Origin of the sequence: Roseobacter sp. SK209-2-6 (genome assembly GCF_000169455.1) — a bacterium.
Taxonomy (GTDB): Bacteria; Pseudomonadota; Alphaproteobacteria; order Rhodobacterales; family Rhodobacteraceae; genus Pseudophaeobacter.
Window position 1 is genome coordinate 491,001 of sequence record NZ_AAYC01000001.1, and the last position, 16,372, is coordinate 507,372.

At 56.0% G+C, this 16,372-nt stretch carries 11 protein-coding genes and 1 tRNA gene; 8 read left to right on the forward strand and 4 right to left on the reverse strand.

What is annotated here, in order from left to right; genetic code table 11:
* Positions 1-218: 218 nt before the first annotated feature.
* On the reverse strand, positions 219-1,193 hold the full coding sequence (locus tag RSK20926_RS02505; protein WP_083805714.1) for a LysR substrate-binding domain-containing protein: 975 nt from the start codon (positions 1,191-1,193) through the stop codon (positions 219-221).
* A 16-nt stretch (positions 1,194-1,209) separates the two neighbouring features.
* Between RSK20926_RS02505 and RSK20926_RS02510 the strand changes: the two genes are divergently transcribed.
* Genes RSK20926_RS02510 through RSK20926_RS02520 form a run of 3 tightly spaced genes read left to right on the forward strand, consistent with a single transcriptional unit; the run spans position 1,210 to position 7,195 of the window.
* A complete protein-coding gene (locus RSK20926_RS02510; protein ID WP_008204180.1) occupies positions 1,210-2,313 on the forward strand; it encodes a glycine cleavage T C-terminal barrel domain-containing protein in 1,104 nt (367 codons plus the stop codon).
* A gap of 58 nt (positions 2,314-2,371) precedes the next feature.
* Positions 2,372-5,806 (forward strand): indolepyruvate ferredoxin oxidoreductase family protein, encoded by a 3,435-nt coding sequence (locus tag RSK20926_RS02515; RefSeq protein WP_008204181.1) that lies wholly within the window; start codon positions 2,372-2,374, stop codon positions 5,804-5,806.
* Positions 5,807-5,821: 15 nt separating this feature from the next.
* Complete coding sequence (locus RSK20926_RS02520; protein ID WP_008204182.1) at positions 5,822-7,195, forward strand: FAD-binding oxidoreductase; 1,374 nt, start codon at positions 5,822-5,824, stop codon at positions 7,193-7,195.
* A 387-nt stretch (positions 7,196-7,582) separates the two neighbouring features.
* On the opposite strand, the gene RSK20926_RS02525 is transcribed toward RSK20926_RS02520, so the two are convergent.
* Both RSK20926_RS02525 and ctaD read right to left on the reverse strand, forming a co-directional pair.
* A complete protein-coding gene (locus tag RSK20926_RS02525; RefSeq protein WP_008204184.1) occupies positions 7,583-8,059 on the reverse strand; it encodes a DUF2244 domain-containing protein in 477 nt (158 codons plus the stop codon).
* Between the two features lie 189 nt (positions 8,060-8,248).
* Positions 8,249-9,922, reverse strand: coding sequence for a cytochrome c oxidase subunit I (gene ctaD, locus RSK20926_RS02530; protein WP_008204185.1), 1,674 nt, complete (start codon positions 9,920-9,922; stop codon positions 8,249-8,251).
* A gap of 243 nt (positions 9,923-10,165) precedes the next feature.
* On the opposite strand from ctaD, the gene RSK20926_RS02535 reads away from it, so the two are divergent.
* The 3 genes from RSK20926_RS02535 (at position 10,166) to RSK20926_RS21990 (ending at position 13,484) form a co-directional block, all read left to right on the forward strand.
* Complete coding sequence (locus RSK20926_RS02535; RefSeq protein ID WP_037253336.1) at positions 10,166-10,918, forward strand: hypothetical protein; 753 nt, start codon at positions 10,166-10,168, stop codon at positions 10,916-10,918.
* Between the two features lie 71 nt (positions 10,919-10,989).
* The gene (locus RSK20926_RS02540; RefSeq protein WP_037253573.1) at positions 10,990-11,415 is read left to right on the forward strand and encodes an HIT family protein; all 426 of its coding nucleotides are present in this window, start codon (positions 10,990-10,992) and stop codon (positions 11,413-11,415) included.
* 284 nt (positions 11,416-11,699) lie between these two features.
* A complete protein-coding gene (locus RSK20926_RS21990; RefSeq protein WP_157133017.1) occupies positions 11,700-13,484 on the forward strand; it encodes an alpha/beta fold hydrolase in 1,785 nt (594 codons plus the stop codon).
* Positions 13,485-13,561: 77 nt separating this feature from the next.
* Here RSK20926_RS21990 and lipB read toward each other — a convergent pair whose 3' ends face one another.
* On the reverse strand, positions 13,562-14,224 hold the full coding sequence (gene lipB, locus RSK20926_RS02550; RefSeq protein ID WP_008204189.1) for a lipoyl(octanoyl) transferase LipB: 663 nt from the start codon (positions 14,222-14,224) through the stop codon (positions 13,562-13,564).
* A gap of 136 nt (positions 14,225-14,360) precedes the next feature.
* Here lipB and RSK20926_RS21995 point away from each other — a divergent pair, with 136 nt between their 5' ends.
* On the forward strand, positions 14,361-16,034 hold the full coding sequence (locus RSK20926_RS21995; RefSeq protein ID WP_008204190.1) for a caspase family protein: 1,674 nt from the start codon (positions 14,361-14,363) through the stop codon (positions 16,032-16,034).
* A gap of 245 nt (positions 16,035-16,279) precedes the next feature.
* Positions 16,280-16,366, forward strand: a tRNA-Leu gene (locus RSK20926_RS02560).
* The last annotated feature ends 6 nt before the right edge of the window (positions 16,367-16,372 follow it).

Sequence of the window (16,372 nt, forward strand, 5' to 3'; positions counted from 1 at the left end):
CCGCCCGGAGGTGATGCCCCCAGGCCGATAGCGACCACAAACTCAACGTGGAGGAGTTTCATGGCTGAAAGTTTTCTGCATGATCGATCAAAGGCGGACTTCCGGAACCGTCGACACTCTTCATCGAAGCGCAACGGATACTCGGAAGAGGCTCAGCTGCTAGATGAATCCACAGTCATTGTCAGGAATGCCTCTTTCGTGATGTGTCTTGACGACACCTACGGCTGGTTTGAGCGCGCAAGGAGCCAATCAGAAAACAATTTTGCATCGGGATGCCCGATCGCGGTTTCATGCTGGGTCAAATAGAAATTTTCCTGCGCCGGAATTTCCAGGCTAAAGGGTTTGGCGAGAGAACCTGTGGCCAGTCTCTGACGGGCCAGTGACGACCGAGTGAGAATGACACCAAAAGTGGGTGTTAAAATTTCAAAGCCGAGGTTGTTGGTGTCCACATGTAGGCATTTGTCGTCGCCTGCGCAGTCGAGCTTCGCCTCACGGAGCCAGTTTGACCAGCCTTCTGCGTAGCCAATGACGTGAATTAACGTCTGTTCGCGCAAGGAGGCCAAATTCTGCAGAGCACCACTTGCCAACAGCCCCGGATGACAAGCTGGAAATAGAGCGTCACGGGTAAGCTGGGTCACACGAAGGCCCGGCCATTCTCCATCGCCATACCGTATGTCCAGATCACAGTGGCCCTCAGATGAGTTTTCGTTCCAGACATTTGAGATGATCCGCAGCTTTATGTCCGGATGGTGGTTTTGGAAGTCATGCAGGTTATGTGCCAGCCAAAGCACACCAAACCCAATTGAGGTTCTTATGGTCAGCGCATCGTTAGGGCCTTTGGAAAAAAGCTCGTGGGTTCCATATGCCAGATCCTCAAAAGCTTGGTTCACGACCGGCAGATAAGCCTGGCCGACACGTGTGATTTCTATGCTCCTCGCATGGCGCACGAAAAGCGGGGCCTTCAAATAGCTCTCAAGAAGTTTGACCTGTTTCGAAACAGCGGCTTGCGTCAGATTTAGTTCTTGTGCCGCATGCGTGAAACTGAGGTGCCGCGCAGTCGCTTCAAATGCGCGCAACCAGATAAGGGGTGGGAATGATCTGCTCATGGCCAAATGACCTATAACTAAAACACGGGCTAAGGCAAGATATTGGTTGTTTGATTGGCTCAGAGCATTCGACTTATTTGCTCCCATACTAGGGGAGAGACAAATGTTCACAGTATTTCCAAATGCGCGTATTGCGCCTTCACCTTTCTACGATGCATGCGTCGCAGAGGGAATGGTGTCTGCCTCGATCTATAACAGCATGGTCATGCCCTCCTCGTTTGGGGACAAGGATGCTGAGTATTGGCGGGTGATCGAAGGCGTCTCTCAATGGGATGTCAGCGTCCAGCGCCAAGTGCAGTTGAAAGGGCCAGATGCCGCCAAACTGGCGCAGGCGATCTCGGCCCGGGACTTATCGAAATGCCAGATTGGTCAAGGGAAATATGCGCCAGTTTGCAATTACAAAGGCACGGTAATCAACGACCCGGTTGTGATGAAGCTGGACGAAGATTTGTTCTGGCTGTCGATCGCTGATAGCGATATCTGGCTTTGGTCCACGGCCATTGGCGCCGAACGCGGTCTGGATGTCGAGATCTGCGATCCTGGTGTTTCACCCATGGCTTTGCAAGGTCCCCGCGCCGAAGAGGTCGTCGCCGATGTGCTCGGGGAATGGGTGCATAACATCCGGTATTTCTGGTTCAAGGAAACCCAGGTCGAGGGCATTCCTATTGTCGTACAACGGGCCGGGTATTCCAAACAGGGCGGCTTCGAAATCTACCTGCGTGACAGCTCAAAAGGTACCGCACTTTGGAACATCTTTAAAGAAGCGGGTCAGCCCTATGGGATCGGGCCAGGCAGTCCGCAAACAGCAGAACGGACCGAAAGCGGGCTGCTTTCTGTTGGCAGCGACACGGACGCAACGACCAACCCCTTTGAAGTCCGTCTCGGAAAATTCACCGATATTGACTTGGAGGGAGATGTCGTCGGCCTGCCTGCATTGCGTCAGATTTCAGAGGCTGGGCCAAAACGTCACCAATTGGGCCTTGTACTTGAAGGCAAAGACCCGGCGCCTTTGGGTTTCACTTGGGATGAAATCTACAAAGACGGAGCAAAAGTCGGCGACATGACCAACTGTATTTGGTCGCCGCGCATGAAGGCCAATATCGGCTATGCGCTGATCTCTGCCGATCTCATGCCAGGACAGGAAGTCGCCGTAGTTCGAAATGGAGTCTCGGTCTCTGCAAATCTGGTTGATCTGCCGTTTTTGTGACCGAAACCGACCCAGCCCACCGTTTCGCACTAGAAAACCAGCCAAGGGGGCATAGCCTGTGCCAAAAGACACTGCCGATTTTTCAGACATCTCGCTTTCGGACAAGTACAACCTTGACGCGGATCGCGCCTATATGACGGGCACACAGGCACTGGTGCGGTTGTGCCTTATGCAATCGGAATATGATCGTTCGGCTGGGTTAAAGACTCGCGGGTTCGTCACAGGCTATCGCGGCTCACCTCTTGGCGATGTGGACCGGCAGTTTTCGAGTGCTGGCAAATGGCTGGACGAAGCGGGTGTGGTATTTCAAGAAGGTTTGAACGAAGACCTTGCTGCCACAGCTGTTTGGGGCACCCAGCAAGTCAATATGCGCGGCGAAGGCACTTGCGACGATGTCTTTGCTCTCTGGTATGGCAAGGGTCCAGGTGTTGATCGTTCGGGGGACGTGTTCCGGCATGCCAACTTGGCAGGCACCTCCGGCAATGGAGGTGTTCTGGCGCTGTTGGGTGATGATCATACCTGCGAAAGCTCCACCACCTGCCACCAAAGCGAATATGCTTTACTTGACGCGATGATGCCGGTGCTGAACCCGGCGAATATCGAAGAAATTCTTAGCTTTGGCCTGCACGGTTGGGCATTGAGCCGATACGCGGGGCTATGGGTTGGTCTGAAATGCGTCAAAGACAATGTGGAAAGCAGCGGTTCGGTCACTATCCCGCAAGGGTTTGCACCTCAAACGCCTGATTTTGACCTGCCGCCCGGCGGGTTGAGCATCCGGGCGAACGATGACCGCCATGATCAGGAAAGCAGACTCCATCAGCACAAGCTGGATGCGGCACGCGCATATGCCCGGTCAAATATGCTGGATCGTGTTGAATTTTCAGGCGGCAAGTCCCCTAAAATCGGTGTCATCAGTACTGGCAAAAGCTGGATGGACCTGGTCACAGCAATGACAATACTGGGCATTGATTCCACCCGTGCTGAAGAGATCTGCCTCGCGACTTACAAAGTCGGCATGGTCTGGCCGCTTGAACCTCAAGGCCTCAAGGCCTTTGCGGCGGGCCTCGACACATTGATCGTCGTGGAGGAAAAACGAGGCCTGATCGAGACCCAAGTGCGCGAAATCCTCTATGGCTCCTCAAATGCTCCGATGATTTTCGGAAAACGGGATGAGGTTGGACAACGGTTATTTCCCGAAGAAGGTGCTTTGGACGCGGTGATGATCGCCCGTGCATTGGCTCCACGTTTGCCAGGAATCGATGGACCAGCTGCCTTGCGCAAATATGACAGGAGCGCACCGCCAAACCTGTCAGCCAAGCGGACACCATATTTCTGTGCAGGCTGCCCCCACAATAGCTCCACCGTGCTCCCGCATGATGCGCGCGCCTATGCAGGCATCGGCTGTCACTGGATGAGCCAAGCAATGGACCGCTCTACCGAGGGCTATACACAAATGGGCGGTGAAGGCGCCAACTGGATCGGAGAAGCACCATTCTCAGCCCGCAAGCATGTGTTCCAGAATCTCGGTGACGGCACCTACAACCATTCGGGGCTGATGGCGATCCGCGCGACTGTCGCATCAGGCGTCAACATGACCTTCAAGATCCTCTACAATGACGCAGTCGCCATGACTGGCGGGCAAACGCATGAGGGCGGCCTGTCCCCCTATCAGATCGCTGCTGAGGTTTTGGCTGCAGGGGTCAGCCGACTTGAAATCATCTCAGATGAACCTGAAACGGTCGACTGCTCAAAATTTACAACCGTCTCAAAGGTTCACCACCGAGATAATCTCAATGCTATTCAGTTGGAATTGGCTGCAACCCAGGGCGTCTCTGCGCTGATCTACATTCAAACCTGTGCCACTGAGAAACGCCGCCGCCGCAAGCGGGGCTTGATGGAAGCATCAACAAAGCGGGTGATCATCAACCCTGAGGTCTGCGAAGGCTGCGGCGATTGTGGTATTCAATCCAACTGTGTAGCGATTGCGCCTTTGAGTACCTCTTTGGGTACCAAACGGGTGATTGACCAATCCAGCTGCAATCAGGATTTTTCTTGTATCAAAGGGTTTTGTCCCAGCTTTGTGGAAATCGAAGGCGGTGCTTTGCGCAAAGCTGCCAAGGACATCTCCTTTCCCAGCGAGGTGCCCGAACCTTTGAATTTGCCCAATCTCGATACCCCTTTCAGCATCCTATTGACGGGGGTTGGCGGCACGGGCGTGGTGACTATTGGGGCGCTTTTGGCCATGGGTGCCCATCTTGAGGGCAAAGGAGCCGGTGTCATCGACATGGCTGGCCTTGCGCAAAAGGGCGGCGCCGTGACTTGCCATATCCGCATTGCAGCACAGCCAGAAGACATCAAAGCGATCCGTATCGCGCAGGCCAGCGCTGATCTTATGCTTGCCTGCGATGCTTTGACTGGAGCCGATGTGCCCGCAATCACCTTACTCAAGGATGACGGGTGGATCATCGCGAATCGCGATTTGATGACCACCGGGGCCTTTGCTCGAGACCGGAATTTCAGCTTGCCCTCGGATGAAATCATCGGCGCGTTAGAAGCGGCTGTTCCTGCTGGCCATGCCATGACCGTGAATGCGTCAGAGATTGCTGAACGGATTTTGGGCGACACAATCGGTGCCAATTCATTCTTGCTGGGAGCAGCGTGGCAAAAGGGGCAGATACCGGTGTCGAAGCCTGCGCTGTATCGTGCGATTGAATTGAACGGTGTTTCGATTGAATTCAACAAAGCTGCATTTGAATGGGGTCGGGCTTGGGCGTATGACCCCGCACGCATTGAGCCATCTGGCAAACAGATGGCGGAGGGGACGCATATTGAGGCTTTGCCCTCTCTCATAGAGGATCGGGTGAACCGTCTGACCGCTTATCAAAACGCCCGGTACGGCGAGACCTACCGCCAGTTCGTGGAGCAGTTCAGCTCCTTGGACAAGAATCCGAAGAAACAGCTCTCTGTCACCGTGGCCAGAAACCTGTTCAAGCTGATGGCCTACAAGGACGAATACGAAGTCGCCCGGTTGTTGACTGATAGCAGTTTTGAGGCACGGATTGCTGAGCAATTCGAGGGCGACTACGCCATCATCTATCAATTGGCACCGCCAATGTTGCCCGGCAGAACAACTGCAACTGGCAGACCGAAGAAACGCAGCTTTGGCTCCTGGGTAAGGCCAGCGATGCACATTCTGAAACAAGGCAAGGTTTTACGCGGCACGGTTTTTGATCCGATGGGCAGAACGCAAGAACGTCAGCGAGAACGCGCCCTGATCACACAGTACCGCGACGATATCATCAAATATGCCTCTAACCCGCAGACAGCTGCGTTGGACCAACTGCTTCAGCTCGCCGCTTTGCCTGACCAAATTCGAGGTTTTGGCCCGGTCAAAGAGGCGTCGATGGTACAGGCCGCTGAAGCACGCGCTTCCCTCATTTCAGAATTGGCAGGTGCGAACGCCACCAGCGCTAACACGCTCAACGGCGCTTGAGAAAGGGACCCCAAGATGTCAGTAGAAAAAGCCATCGAGCGTCTGTCGCAGAGGTTTGGGGCGCAGCTAAGCGTCTCGCTGCCGGTGCGGCGTCAGCATGGACAGAACGAATCTCATTTCGACGAAGCTCTGCCCGATGCGGTCGTGTTTGTGGAAAATACCCAGGATGTCAGCGATCTTCTGCGCATCTGCAACGCGGAAAATTGTCCTGTCACACCTTGGGGTGCGGGCACCGCTTTGGAAGGTCAGCACCTGCCGGTATTTGGCGGCATCTCTTTGAACATGATGGCACTCAACCAGATAGTTGAAATCAGCCCCGAAGACATGCGCGTCACAGTCCAGCCCGGCATGACGCGCATGTCCCTGAATGAAGAGTTGCGGGCGACGGGATTGTTCTTTTCTGTCGATCCCGGCGCGGATGCCTCGATTGGCGGAATGCTGGCGACCCGTGCTTCAGGTACGACAACAGTGCGGTACGGAACGATAGCCGACAATGTACTGGCGCTTGAGGTGGCACTGGCAGACGGTCAGATTATCCGTACCGGTACCCATGCGCAAAAATCAGCGGCAGGATACGATTTGACGGCCTTGATGGTCGGATCCGAAGGAACGCTGGGTGTCATTACCGAAGCAACGCTGCGTCTGCATGGTGTTGCCGAAGCCGTATCGGCAGCCTCTTGCGCATTCGAAACCATTTCAGATGCAGTTCAAACCGTGATGTTGACCATGCAGATGGGTGTTCCAATAGCCCGTATTGAATTGCTGGATGAAAGCTACATTGAGGCGGTGAACGCAAATGCAAACCTTGGCCTTCCGGCGAAAACGCATCTGTTCTTTGAATTTCACGGCTCCGAAACCGGTGTGTGTGAGCAGGCAGAAACCGTCAGGGGCATTGCGGAAGAGTTCGGCGGCGGGGTTTTCACCTGGTCCGCAAACACGGATGCACGCAAGGCCCTATGGAAGGCGCGGCACAGCGCATATGAAGCGATGATGGCACAGTATCCCGGCCATACATCATTGGTAACTGATATCTGTGTACCAGTCTCAAAACTGGCTGCAGCCATCGAATTTGCCCGGCATGAGATTGCGGACTCCTCGATCAACGGCGCAATCGTTGGTCACGTCGGTGACGGCAACTTCCACGCGCAACTGATGCTGAGAGAAGGTTCGCAGGATGACCTTACGGAAGCCAAGCGTCTAGCCGATCTAATTGCTGAGTTCGCGCTGCAGCATCGTGGAACCGTCACGGGCGAACACGGAGTAGGTCTTGGGAAGCAACAGCTTTTGTCGCTTGAACACGGTGGTGCTGTAGATGTCATGCGTGCGGTGAAATCGCAACTTGACCCTAGAAACATCCTAAACCCCGGCAAGATTTTTGAAAACGCTTAACGCGCAGCGCATTCAATTTGGACCCGTATCTTGCAGGCGCAAATTCAAGGTAGCTTGACACTCAACGGGGCTCCTTACGAAGCCAGTTTGTGTCATCCATTTGAATTTCGCCAAGACTGACCGGAAAGCTCACGCTTGCGACAATTGCATATGGAATGCAGTTCACTCGGTGAGTGCTTAGGACAGGGAGCTATCCGCGTTGCAACGAAAAGACGGTTGAGATCTCGGTATCATCGTGGCTTTGATTGACCGCTCTGACGACAGAGGTTGCGATGCAAAAATGAGCGAGCCGCATCCGCAATCGAATGCTGCGACAGAGAACAACCAGAAGCGCAATGGCAGCAGTGTCCGCCGTGCTGACTTCCTCGGTGTTCAACTGCGATTGACCTAAAAGAACTTGGCCAGTTCCTGGAACAGTTCCTTCCGCTCCTCCTCGGACAAGAAAGCGCCGATTTCCACCTCTCGGCCATTTCCCTTTAGCGTGACGTAGTTCGGGACCGGGCCGCCTTCAGCATGCAGCTCAGCCCGGGTCCAGTAGCGGTTGCATTGCCAGCTTTGAGAGGAGCCATCGGCATTGCGCCGCTCCAGCTGGGCGTTGTCTTCGGTCAGTGTCAGAACCTCCAGGATCTGACCATCGCGGCGGTTGCGGTCCAGCGCGTATTTCATGCCAAAAAGCGCCAGCAGCAGAAACGGCAAAAGCGCCCAGAGGAGCGGCGAGCCCAGCAGCGGCAGTAGCGGCAGCGTGATCAAAAGCCCCGTCACAGAGAGAAACCGCGCATAGCCCCGGGGCCGCAATGATTGATGCGGCCAGAGATGCAGCTCTTTGCGGGTGTCGTCTTCTGATGGCATCCAAGCATAGGGCATGGTTCGAAGGGTTTCTTGAACAAAAAACAGGATTGCGGCGCCTATCCGGCGCGACCACAGCGAGTAGATCTCAGGGAAAATATGAACCTTTGATGCAGGAATTCAAGCGCTTCTCTTGGCGCGTTTTGCCGCAAGAAAAAGGCCCCGAAGCATCTGCTCCGGGGCCTTCTTTTTAGTCTTTAGCATCCCTTAGTGAGAGTGGGACTTGTCCCAGTCTTCCTGCTTGGGCAGGATTTCAAAGGTGTGCTCTGGCGGTGGAGAGGGCAGGGTCCACTCCAGGGTATCCGCATATTCGTTCCAGTAGTTGTTCTGGGTGACGCGGGCGCCGCGCAGCAGTGAATAGATCACCACGCCGAAGAACAGGATGAAGGAAGCGAAGGAAATGAACGCGCCATAGGACGAGATCTTGTTCCAGTAAGCAAAACCCTCTGGGTAGTCGATGTAGCGACGTGGCATGCCCTGACGGCCCAGGAAGTGCTGGGGGAAGAAAGTCAGGTTGGCACCGATGAAGAACATCCAGAAGTGAATCTGTGCGCCCAGCTCGTTGTACTGACGGCCAGTCATCTTGCCGAAGTAGAAGTAGATGCCGGAGAAGATCGCAAAGACCGCGCCCAAGCTCATCACGTAGTGGAAGTGCGCCACAACATAGTAGGTGTCGTGATAGGCACGGTCCACAGCGGCCTGGGACAGAACCACGCCGGTTACACCGCCAACGGTGAACAGGAACAGGAAGCCAAAGGCAAACATCATCGGTGCTTTGAACTCGATCGAGCCCTGCCACATGGTTGCGATCCAGGAGAAGACCTTAACGCCGGTGGGCACCGCGATGACCATGGTGGCCAACATGAAGTAGGCCTGTTGGTTCAGCGACATGCCAACGGTGTACATGTGGTGTGCCCAAACGACAAAGCCCAGAACACCAATCGCGATGATCGCCCAAACCATTGGCAGGTAGCCAAAGACGGGCTTGCGCGAGAAGGTGGCGATGACGTGAGAGATGATACCAAAGCCAGGCAGGATCACGATGTAAACTTCGGGGTGACCAAAGAACCACAGGATGTGCTGGTAGAGGATCGGGTCGCCGCCGCCTGCGGGATCAAAGAAGGTGAAGCCAAAGTTGCGGTCCATCAGCAGCATGGTGATCGCGCCCGCCAGAACCGGCAGGGACAGAAGGATCAGCCAGGAGGTGACAAAGATCGACCAGCTAAACAGCGGCACCTTGAACAGGGTCATGCCGGGGGCACGCATGTTCAGGAATGTGGTGATCATGTTGATCGCACCCAGGATCGAGGAGGCGCCGGAGACGTGCACCGCAAAGATCGCCAGATCCATCGAGAAGCCGCCCTCGGAAGTGGAAAGCGGCGGGTAGAGAACCCAGCCCACGCCTGAACCGGCCTGATCGTTGCCGCCAGGTGCCAGAACCGAAGCCACGGCCAGGGAGGTGCCTGCAACATAGAGCCAGAAGGAGAGGTTGTTCATCCGCGGGAAGGCCATGTCCGGTGCACCGATCTGCAGCGGCATGAAGTAGTTGCCAAAACCGCCAAACAGCGCCGGGATAACCACGAAGAACATCATCAGGATGCCATGCGCGGTGATCAGCACGTTCCAGAGGTGACCGTTCGGAGTACATTCGGCAGAGGCGTCAGCGAAGAAACGCGCCCCTTCCATACACATGTACTGAACGCCGGGATCCATCAGTTCAAGCCGCATATAGACGGTGAACGCGACGGAGATGAAACCAACAATCGCCGAAACGATCAGGTAGAGAATGCCGATATCCTTATGGTTCGTGCTCATGAACCAGCGGGTGAAAAAGCCCCGCTCGTCTTCGTGGCCGTGACCATGAATGGCTGCGTCTGCCATTTAGGTGCCTCCTGTTGCATAACTTCGGGCCGTGCGGAAAGACTCCGGGCGGCCTCAGACTCACCCGCGGTTTTAGAGTGTGGGCTTTGGGCCTTCAATGGCGGAGTTTGATCTGGATCAAGAATAATTGTCGCGGGGGCTTGTTTTGAGTGCTTGACGCCGCGTTTGCAGCCCTTTTTGCGTCGAATTGCTTGTGCCGCACTGCGGCATTCTTGCATCGTCACCTCAGAGGAGGAACGCACAATGGCATTTCACTACGTGACTACCGAGGAAGCACAGGCCGCAGAAGGCCTGCGGGCTATTGTCGTGGGGGGTATTCCCAGCCCCTGGGGTGAGGCCATGAAGGCTATGTTTCACGTCAAAGGACTGGAGTGGCAGGCGGTGCGGCTGGATCAGCGCGACCCAAACCAGGGGAGCTGGGCCGGTGAGGTCAGCGCGCCCGTAGTCTTCTGGCAAGACGAGGCGCCCGTATCGGATGCCCTGGGGATCCTGACCCTCTGTGAGCGGTTGGCGCCAGATCCTGGTTTGGTGCCGCAAGAGCATCGCGAAATCATAGAAAAGGCCGTGATGCGTTTGGCCGGGCCCGGTGGCCTTGGCTGGCAGCGACGACTGCAGCAAGTGCATGCGGGTCTTAGTGGTGAGGCAGGGTTCCATCCAAAGATTGCACAGTATCTGGGTCACAAATACGGCTATAGCCCCGAAGCGGGTGAGGCCGCTGAGGGTGAAATCTGCCGAATGCTGAGTGAGTTTGCGGAAATGCTGCCTGAGGGGGGGGATTACTTTATCAGCGGACAATTCACAGCGGTGGATATCTACGCAGCTGCCTTCATGGCGCTCTTTGCGCCGCTGCCGGAAGCGGAGTGCGCTATGCACCCGGTGACTCGATCAGTTTTTGAAACGCTCACACCCTCAATAGAGGCCGCGCTGGCTCCAAAGCTCTTGGCGCATCGGGATCGTATCTATCGAACACATCTGGAGTTGCCGCTGCAACTCTAGCAGCTGCATGCTTGACCTGGTGGGCGCAAGCGGTCAGAACTCTCGCGACCCGAAAAAAAGGAGACATGATCATGACGGCCTATGATCCTGAAAACATCTTTGCGAAAATCCTGCGGGAGGAGATCCCCTCCATACGGGTCTATGAAGATGATGCGACATTGGCTTTCATGGATATCATGCCCCGTTCGGATGGCCATCTGCTGGTGATCCCCAAAACGCCTTGCCGCAATGTTTTGGATGCCAGCCCGGAGCAACTCAGCGCGGTTATGTTGACCGTTCAAAAGCTGGGTCAGGCCGTGCTCAAAGCTTTTGACGCGGACGGGGTTACCATCCAGCAGTTCAATGAAGCCGCCGGCGGACAGGAGGTCTTCCATCTGCATTTTCATGTGCTGCCCCGTCATGAGGGTCTCAGCCTGCGCGCACCCGGAAAGATGGGAGATATGGAGGCAATCGCTGCCCATGCCGAAGAAATCCGCACCTCTCTTGCGATGACGTAAATTGTACCGCCCCGCAGTGCGAAATGCCGAAAAAAGAGCATTCGAGATTGACCGCTAACGGTTGTGGTTGAATTTGAGTTTTTTTTGCGTATAAGTTTCTTAAAATTGATATGGGCTTGAACATCTTCGCCAGGAGAATGTGCTAGGCTCTTGGGGAGGTTCCTGCCGGTTTCGGTAGGTAGTGAAGCAGAAAGCTGTCCTTCGAAAAATTAGATTTGTGGCTGCCCGCATCTGTGGGGAGGCGGATGTCCTGTGTCCGCTTGGTTGGTAAAGAGGGAACTGGGATGAAAGCACGGCAGCGCTCTGTGCCTTCCCGCGAACAGGTGGTCGCGGCAATCTACGAAACGGTCCTTCGCCCCGAACTGTTTGACCGTTTCGGAGGCAGGCAAATAGCAGAATGGACGCAGGAAATGCCTGCGACCCCCTGGGGGTGGAACCCCGTTTTTGAGGCGCCTGAGTTGCAGGCACATTTTGCGCGCGCACTTGAAATCCTGGAGCAAGAGTGGAACCAGCAGGGCCAACCCACACTCTTGTCATTGCCTTCCAGCAATCCGGCGATTGGTGGGATGGCGGCAGAGGGCTGTTGGGCGGTTTTTGCTCCAGATGGGACTCTGTTGCGGCATTCCGGCAGTTTTGGCCCCGTCGTCCAGCTTAAACAGGGGTTGGCGCAGGATGCTTTAGGCGCGCTGGGCGTCTCTGCGCAGGGCATGCAGATCTGGCGAGATCTTCTGTATCGGGTGCGCCAAAAATCGGAAGGTTGGCAACAAATCCGGGCTGCGGGCACAATAGATCCTGGTCGCCTCCTCATGTGTCGCCCGATCATGACTGGCGCTGGGGATATGCCAATCGCGGTTGTTGTTGAGGTGCTGGATTTTGCCAGTGGGCCTACCATCTCCAAGTTCCTGCAGGAGACCTTCTCGCTGGAAGGGGGCGAACTGCAATGCCTTGAGGATTTCTTTTGCAATGGCACCTCTCTTCAAGAGGGAGGGGGGCAGCTTGAACAGCTTTTGGCCATTGTCGCGCGAACCGGTGCACCGGGACTTGCGGAATTTGCGCGTCTGGTCAGTTTTCTGACCTGGGAATACAAAACGGACCAGGAAATCGCTGAAGGTCGGCGGCTGCCACCGCAAAGCCTGCTGGAGCATGATGGGCGGGTGACGCAGGTTTTTCGTCTGGGGGCTGACACCGGACAGCCTGTCATTTTTGCGCATGGCATAATGGATGGGCTTGCAGGGTTGCAGCGTATGCAGCCCGAGTTGAGGCGGGCGGGTTTTCGTGTCTACGCGCCAATGCGTGGCGGTTATGGTGCCTCTTCTCCTGCGCCAAAGGACGGTGAGCAGCTGCAGGCTTTTATCGATCAGGTGCACGCACTGATCGAGACTGAAAATCTGCAACGGCCAATACTCATGGGGCATCGCAGCGGCGCGATCTTTATCCGCGCGGCGGCCCTGCAGTTGCGCGATCGGATCGGGGGGGTGCTTGGGGTCGCTCCAGCGGCTGCTTTCCACAAATTTCGGCTATATGGCATGCTGCGCGGACATCAGCGCAGCCTTGCTCTGGCCGCGCAATTCGCTCCCAAGCTTATGCCTGTTGTGTTAAAAAGCTGGTCTCGCTCCGTGCAGCGACGCGGCGGTGCAACGCTGATGCGACGACAGATCAGCCGTGGGAGTCAGATCCTACCCCGCCTGAACCAGCTGGATCTGGATCGGGTGTTGACCCAGAGCCATAGCCTCACCATGCAGCAAGATGGCAGCGGGGTGACCGTGGACTTAAAGCTGCTAACCCGAGATTGGCGCCCGGAAGTGCGCGGGGCGATAAGTCAGGCGATTTTCCTTTGTGGTGAGGGCGAAGCAATGGATGCGCTTGATGGCCTCTTTTCGCGAATGGGCGAGAGGGCACAGATGCGGTTTTGTGAAGGATTGGGCGCGGTGATGCTCTATCTGGCGCCAGAATTGGTTCTTTCGGCTCTAGAAGAGCTTGCCCTGCCGCAAAAGAAACCTTTTCCGACATCCATAACGCCCAATGCGCCTACGGATGCCTCATCTGCGCTGGTATCTAAACCCTTGTAAAGTCGCCAAGCTCAAGCTGCCGCATGATCTCCAGGATCTTAACGGCAATCAGGCTGGTCCAAACTCGACCCGGCGTTTCAGCCAGCGGGGTGGTCAGAGAAGACTTCTGCAAACGCGCGTCGCAGTGCCAAATCCGCATCGGTCATACTCACTGGCAGGCCCATATCAACCAGGCTGGTCACACCGTGCTCCTGGATGCCACAGGGAACAATGCCGGTGAAATGCTCCAGATCCGGCTCAACGTTGAGAGAGATCCCGTGAAAGCTGACCCATTTGCGCAGGCGAATGCCGATTGCAGCAATCTTGTCCTCGCAAAGGCTTCCATCAGCGCGAAGCGGTTTGTCCGGGCGTTCAATCCAGACCCCGACGCGGCCGTCTCTGATATGTCCCGTCAGGTTGAACTCTGCCAGGGCCTTGATCACCCAGGTTTCCAGCTCATTGACAAAGCGGCGCACATCGCGGCCGCGTTTGCCGACATCCAGCATGACATAGACAACCCGTTGTCCCGGCCCGTGATAGGTATATTGCCCGCCGCGTTTTGTGGCATAAACCGGGAACCGCTCAGGGTCGGTCAGATCTTCGATCTTGGCGCTGGTCCCGGCGGTGTAAAGTGGCGGATGTTCGAGCAGCCAAACGCATTCTTCGGCCGTGCCCGCAGCGATGGCAGAGGCGCGCTCCTCCATGAAACGCACCGCCTCATCATAGTCGACCAGACTGTCCGAAGTGATCCATTCAACCATTAAACTTCTATCCATTTTCCAAGCCAGAGGTGCGAATTTCCGGTTGAGTAACGGATTCCCGCCTTTCTATGGGCCTATTTCGCCTCTAGGCTCAATGCAAGCTGTTCTGTTCGCTTGTATTTGGAGGTTGTACATTATGGGGAAACTAAAGCCGCTGCTCACGATCGCAATTATGGCATCACTGGCGCTTTCACGACCCGCCGCTGCTGATGTCGGAGACTTTGCCGCAGGCGCCATCATCGGTGGCATCATCGGTGGTGCAATCACCAAGGGAAACAACCGTAAGCGACAAACAACAACACGCCGCCGCAGCCGTCTGCCTTCAACCCAGGAAGGCAAGGCGATCCAGGGCGGGCTCAACTATTTTGGCTTCAACGCTGGAACTGTCGACGGCCAGCTGGGGCGCAAATCTCGCAACGCGATCTCGCAATATCAGGCCTATCTCGGCTATCCGGTTACCGGACAGCTGAATGAATTTGAACGAGAGCTCTTGTTCAGCTCGCACCAGCGTGCCCTGGCCAGCGGCTATCTCGCCACTCAGCAAGCGATGTCTCACCCAGATGGGCCCAAGGGGTTGCTGCGTATCTATCTGCAAGAGCGCATGGCGCTGCAACAGCAGCAACAGGGTTATAACCAGCTTCCGGCGACAACGATGGTGAACAACCAGGGTGCTCAGGCGGGCACCAATGCCTATGGCGCGCCACAGCAATATAGTCAGGTCGTGCCACAGCCCGGTGTGCAGCATCAGGGTGGCGTTGTGACAACCTATGGGGCCGCACAAAACGTGCAGGTCTATGGTGGCCAGGTGCAGGGTCAAGTGCAGGGCCAGTATCAGCAACAGGGACAGGTCTACCAGCCGCAAGGTCAGGTCTATCAGCAGGGGCAGGTGCCCCAGGTCCCACAACAAGGGCAGGTCTATCAACAGGGACAGGTGCCACAGCAGGGGCAAGCCTATCAGCAACAGCAAGTGCTGCAGGGGCAGGTGATGGCTTCGGTCCAGGGGCAGCAGCAACAAAATCTTGCGCTGCAGGCCGGGGGCGCAGCGGTGAGCCAAGCGGCCCTGCAGCAGGATCCGGCTATTGCGCCGCCCCTGCGACGTAGAGCTTTGGTGATTGGCGTTGATGGGTATCAAAACCTCGATGCGCTGCAGAAGGCCCGCAATGACGCACAGGCCATCAGCACAACCCTGGTTGGCCTCGGTTTTGATGTAACCACCCTCTATGATGTGGGGCGTCGGGACATCAATGGGGCGGTCTCCACCTTCTCCAACCAGATCGAACCGGGCGATGAGGTGCTCTTTTACTTTGCCGGTCACGGCGTCGAGGTGGATGGGCGCAACTATCTGCTGCCTGCCGATGTGCCGATGGTGAATTTTGGCGATGAGACCTATCTGACCGGTGAGAGCATTGCCGCGGATCGCATCCTCAACACTTTCCAGCGCCGTGGCGCGCGTTCAACCGTGATGATTCTGGATGCTTGTCGTAACAATCCTTTCCCAAGGGATGGACAAAGATCTGTCGGCGGCAGCCGTGGTCTGGTGCGCATGGAGCCACCAAAGGGCGCATTCATCCTCTATTCCGCTGGGGCGGGTCAGACCGCTTTGGACCGGCTTTCGGATCAGGACGCCAACCCGAACTCCGTCTTTACACGAGCATTGCTGCAGCGGCTGAATGAGCCGGGCATGTCCCTGCACGAACTGGCCAAACTGGTACGGCGCGACGTGCAGAAGCTGGCTTCGACCGTCAATCATGACCAGTTCCCCTCTTATTACGACCAAATGTCGGGGGAACTGATCCTTAGTCAGAACTAGCTGCGCAGGGTGCTTTCCTTTGGGGCATTGACTGCGCTAGGGGAAGCCTGACCGGCAAGAGAAACACCCGCAAAGACAGTCAGGATACCCTGGCTGTCTTTCGTCTGCTGGCCAGATTTGCCATAGGGCTACAGCGGGCGTGCATCTGCGCCGATAGGGACTGGAAAATAGTCAGAAGAAACGCATTTTGCCTCTTCACATCCCTTAGTGGCTCGTCTAATACCCCCTCACCAAGCCTAGACAGTGCGGTCGTGGCGGAATTGGTAGACGCGCAGCGTTGAGGTCGCTGTGGGGTAACTCCCGTGGAAGTTCGAGTCTTCTCGACCGCACCATTTTAC

What these genes read in the sequence shown, in the direction of transcription:
- RSK20926_RS02505 (WP_083805714.1), bottom strand. Translation starts at nt 1,193, where the DNA reads ATGGGAGCAAATAAGTCGAATGCTCTGAGCCAATCAAACAACCAATAT.
- RSK20926_RS02510 (WP_008204180.1), top strand. Translation starts at nt 1,210, where the DNA reads ATGTTCACAGTATTTCCAAATGCGCGTATTGCGCCTTCACCTTTCTAC.
- RSK20926_RS02520 (WP_008204182.1), top strand. Translation starts at nt 5,822, where the DNA reads ATGTCAGTAGAAAAAGCCATCGAGCGTCTGTCGCAGAGGTTTGGGGCG.
- RSK20926_RS02525 (WP_008204184.1), bottom strand. Translation starts at nt 8,059, where the DNA reads ATGCCCTATGCTTGGATGCCATCAGAAGACGACACCCGCAAAGAGCTG.
- ctaD (WP_008204185.1), bottom strand. Translation starts at nt 9,922, where the DNA reads ATGGCAGACGCAGCCATTCATGGTCACGGCCACGAAGACGAGCGGGGC.
- RSK20926_RS02535 (WP_037253336.1), top strand. Translation starts at nt 10,166, where the DNA reads ATGGCATTTCACTACGTGACTACCGAGGAAGCACAGGCCGCAGAAGGC.
- RSK20926_RS02540 (WP_037253573.1), top strand. Translation starts at nt 10,990, where the DNA reads ATGACGGCCTATGATCCTGAAAACATCTTTGCGAAAATCCTGCGGGAG.
- RSK20926_RS21990 (WP_157133017.1), top strand. Translation starts at nt 11,700, where the DNA reads ATGAAAGCACGGCAGCGCTCTGTGCCTTCCCGCGAACAGGTGGTCGCG.
- lipB (WP_008204189.1), bottom strand. Translation starts at nt 14,224, where the DNA reads ATGGTTGAATGGATCACTTCGGACAGTCTGGTCGACTATGATGAGGCG.
- RSK20926_RS21995 (WP_008204190.1), top strand. Translation starts at nt 14,361, where the DNA reads ATGGGGAAACTAAAGCCGCTGCTCACGATCGCAATTATGGCATCACTG.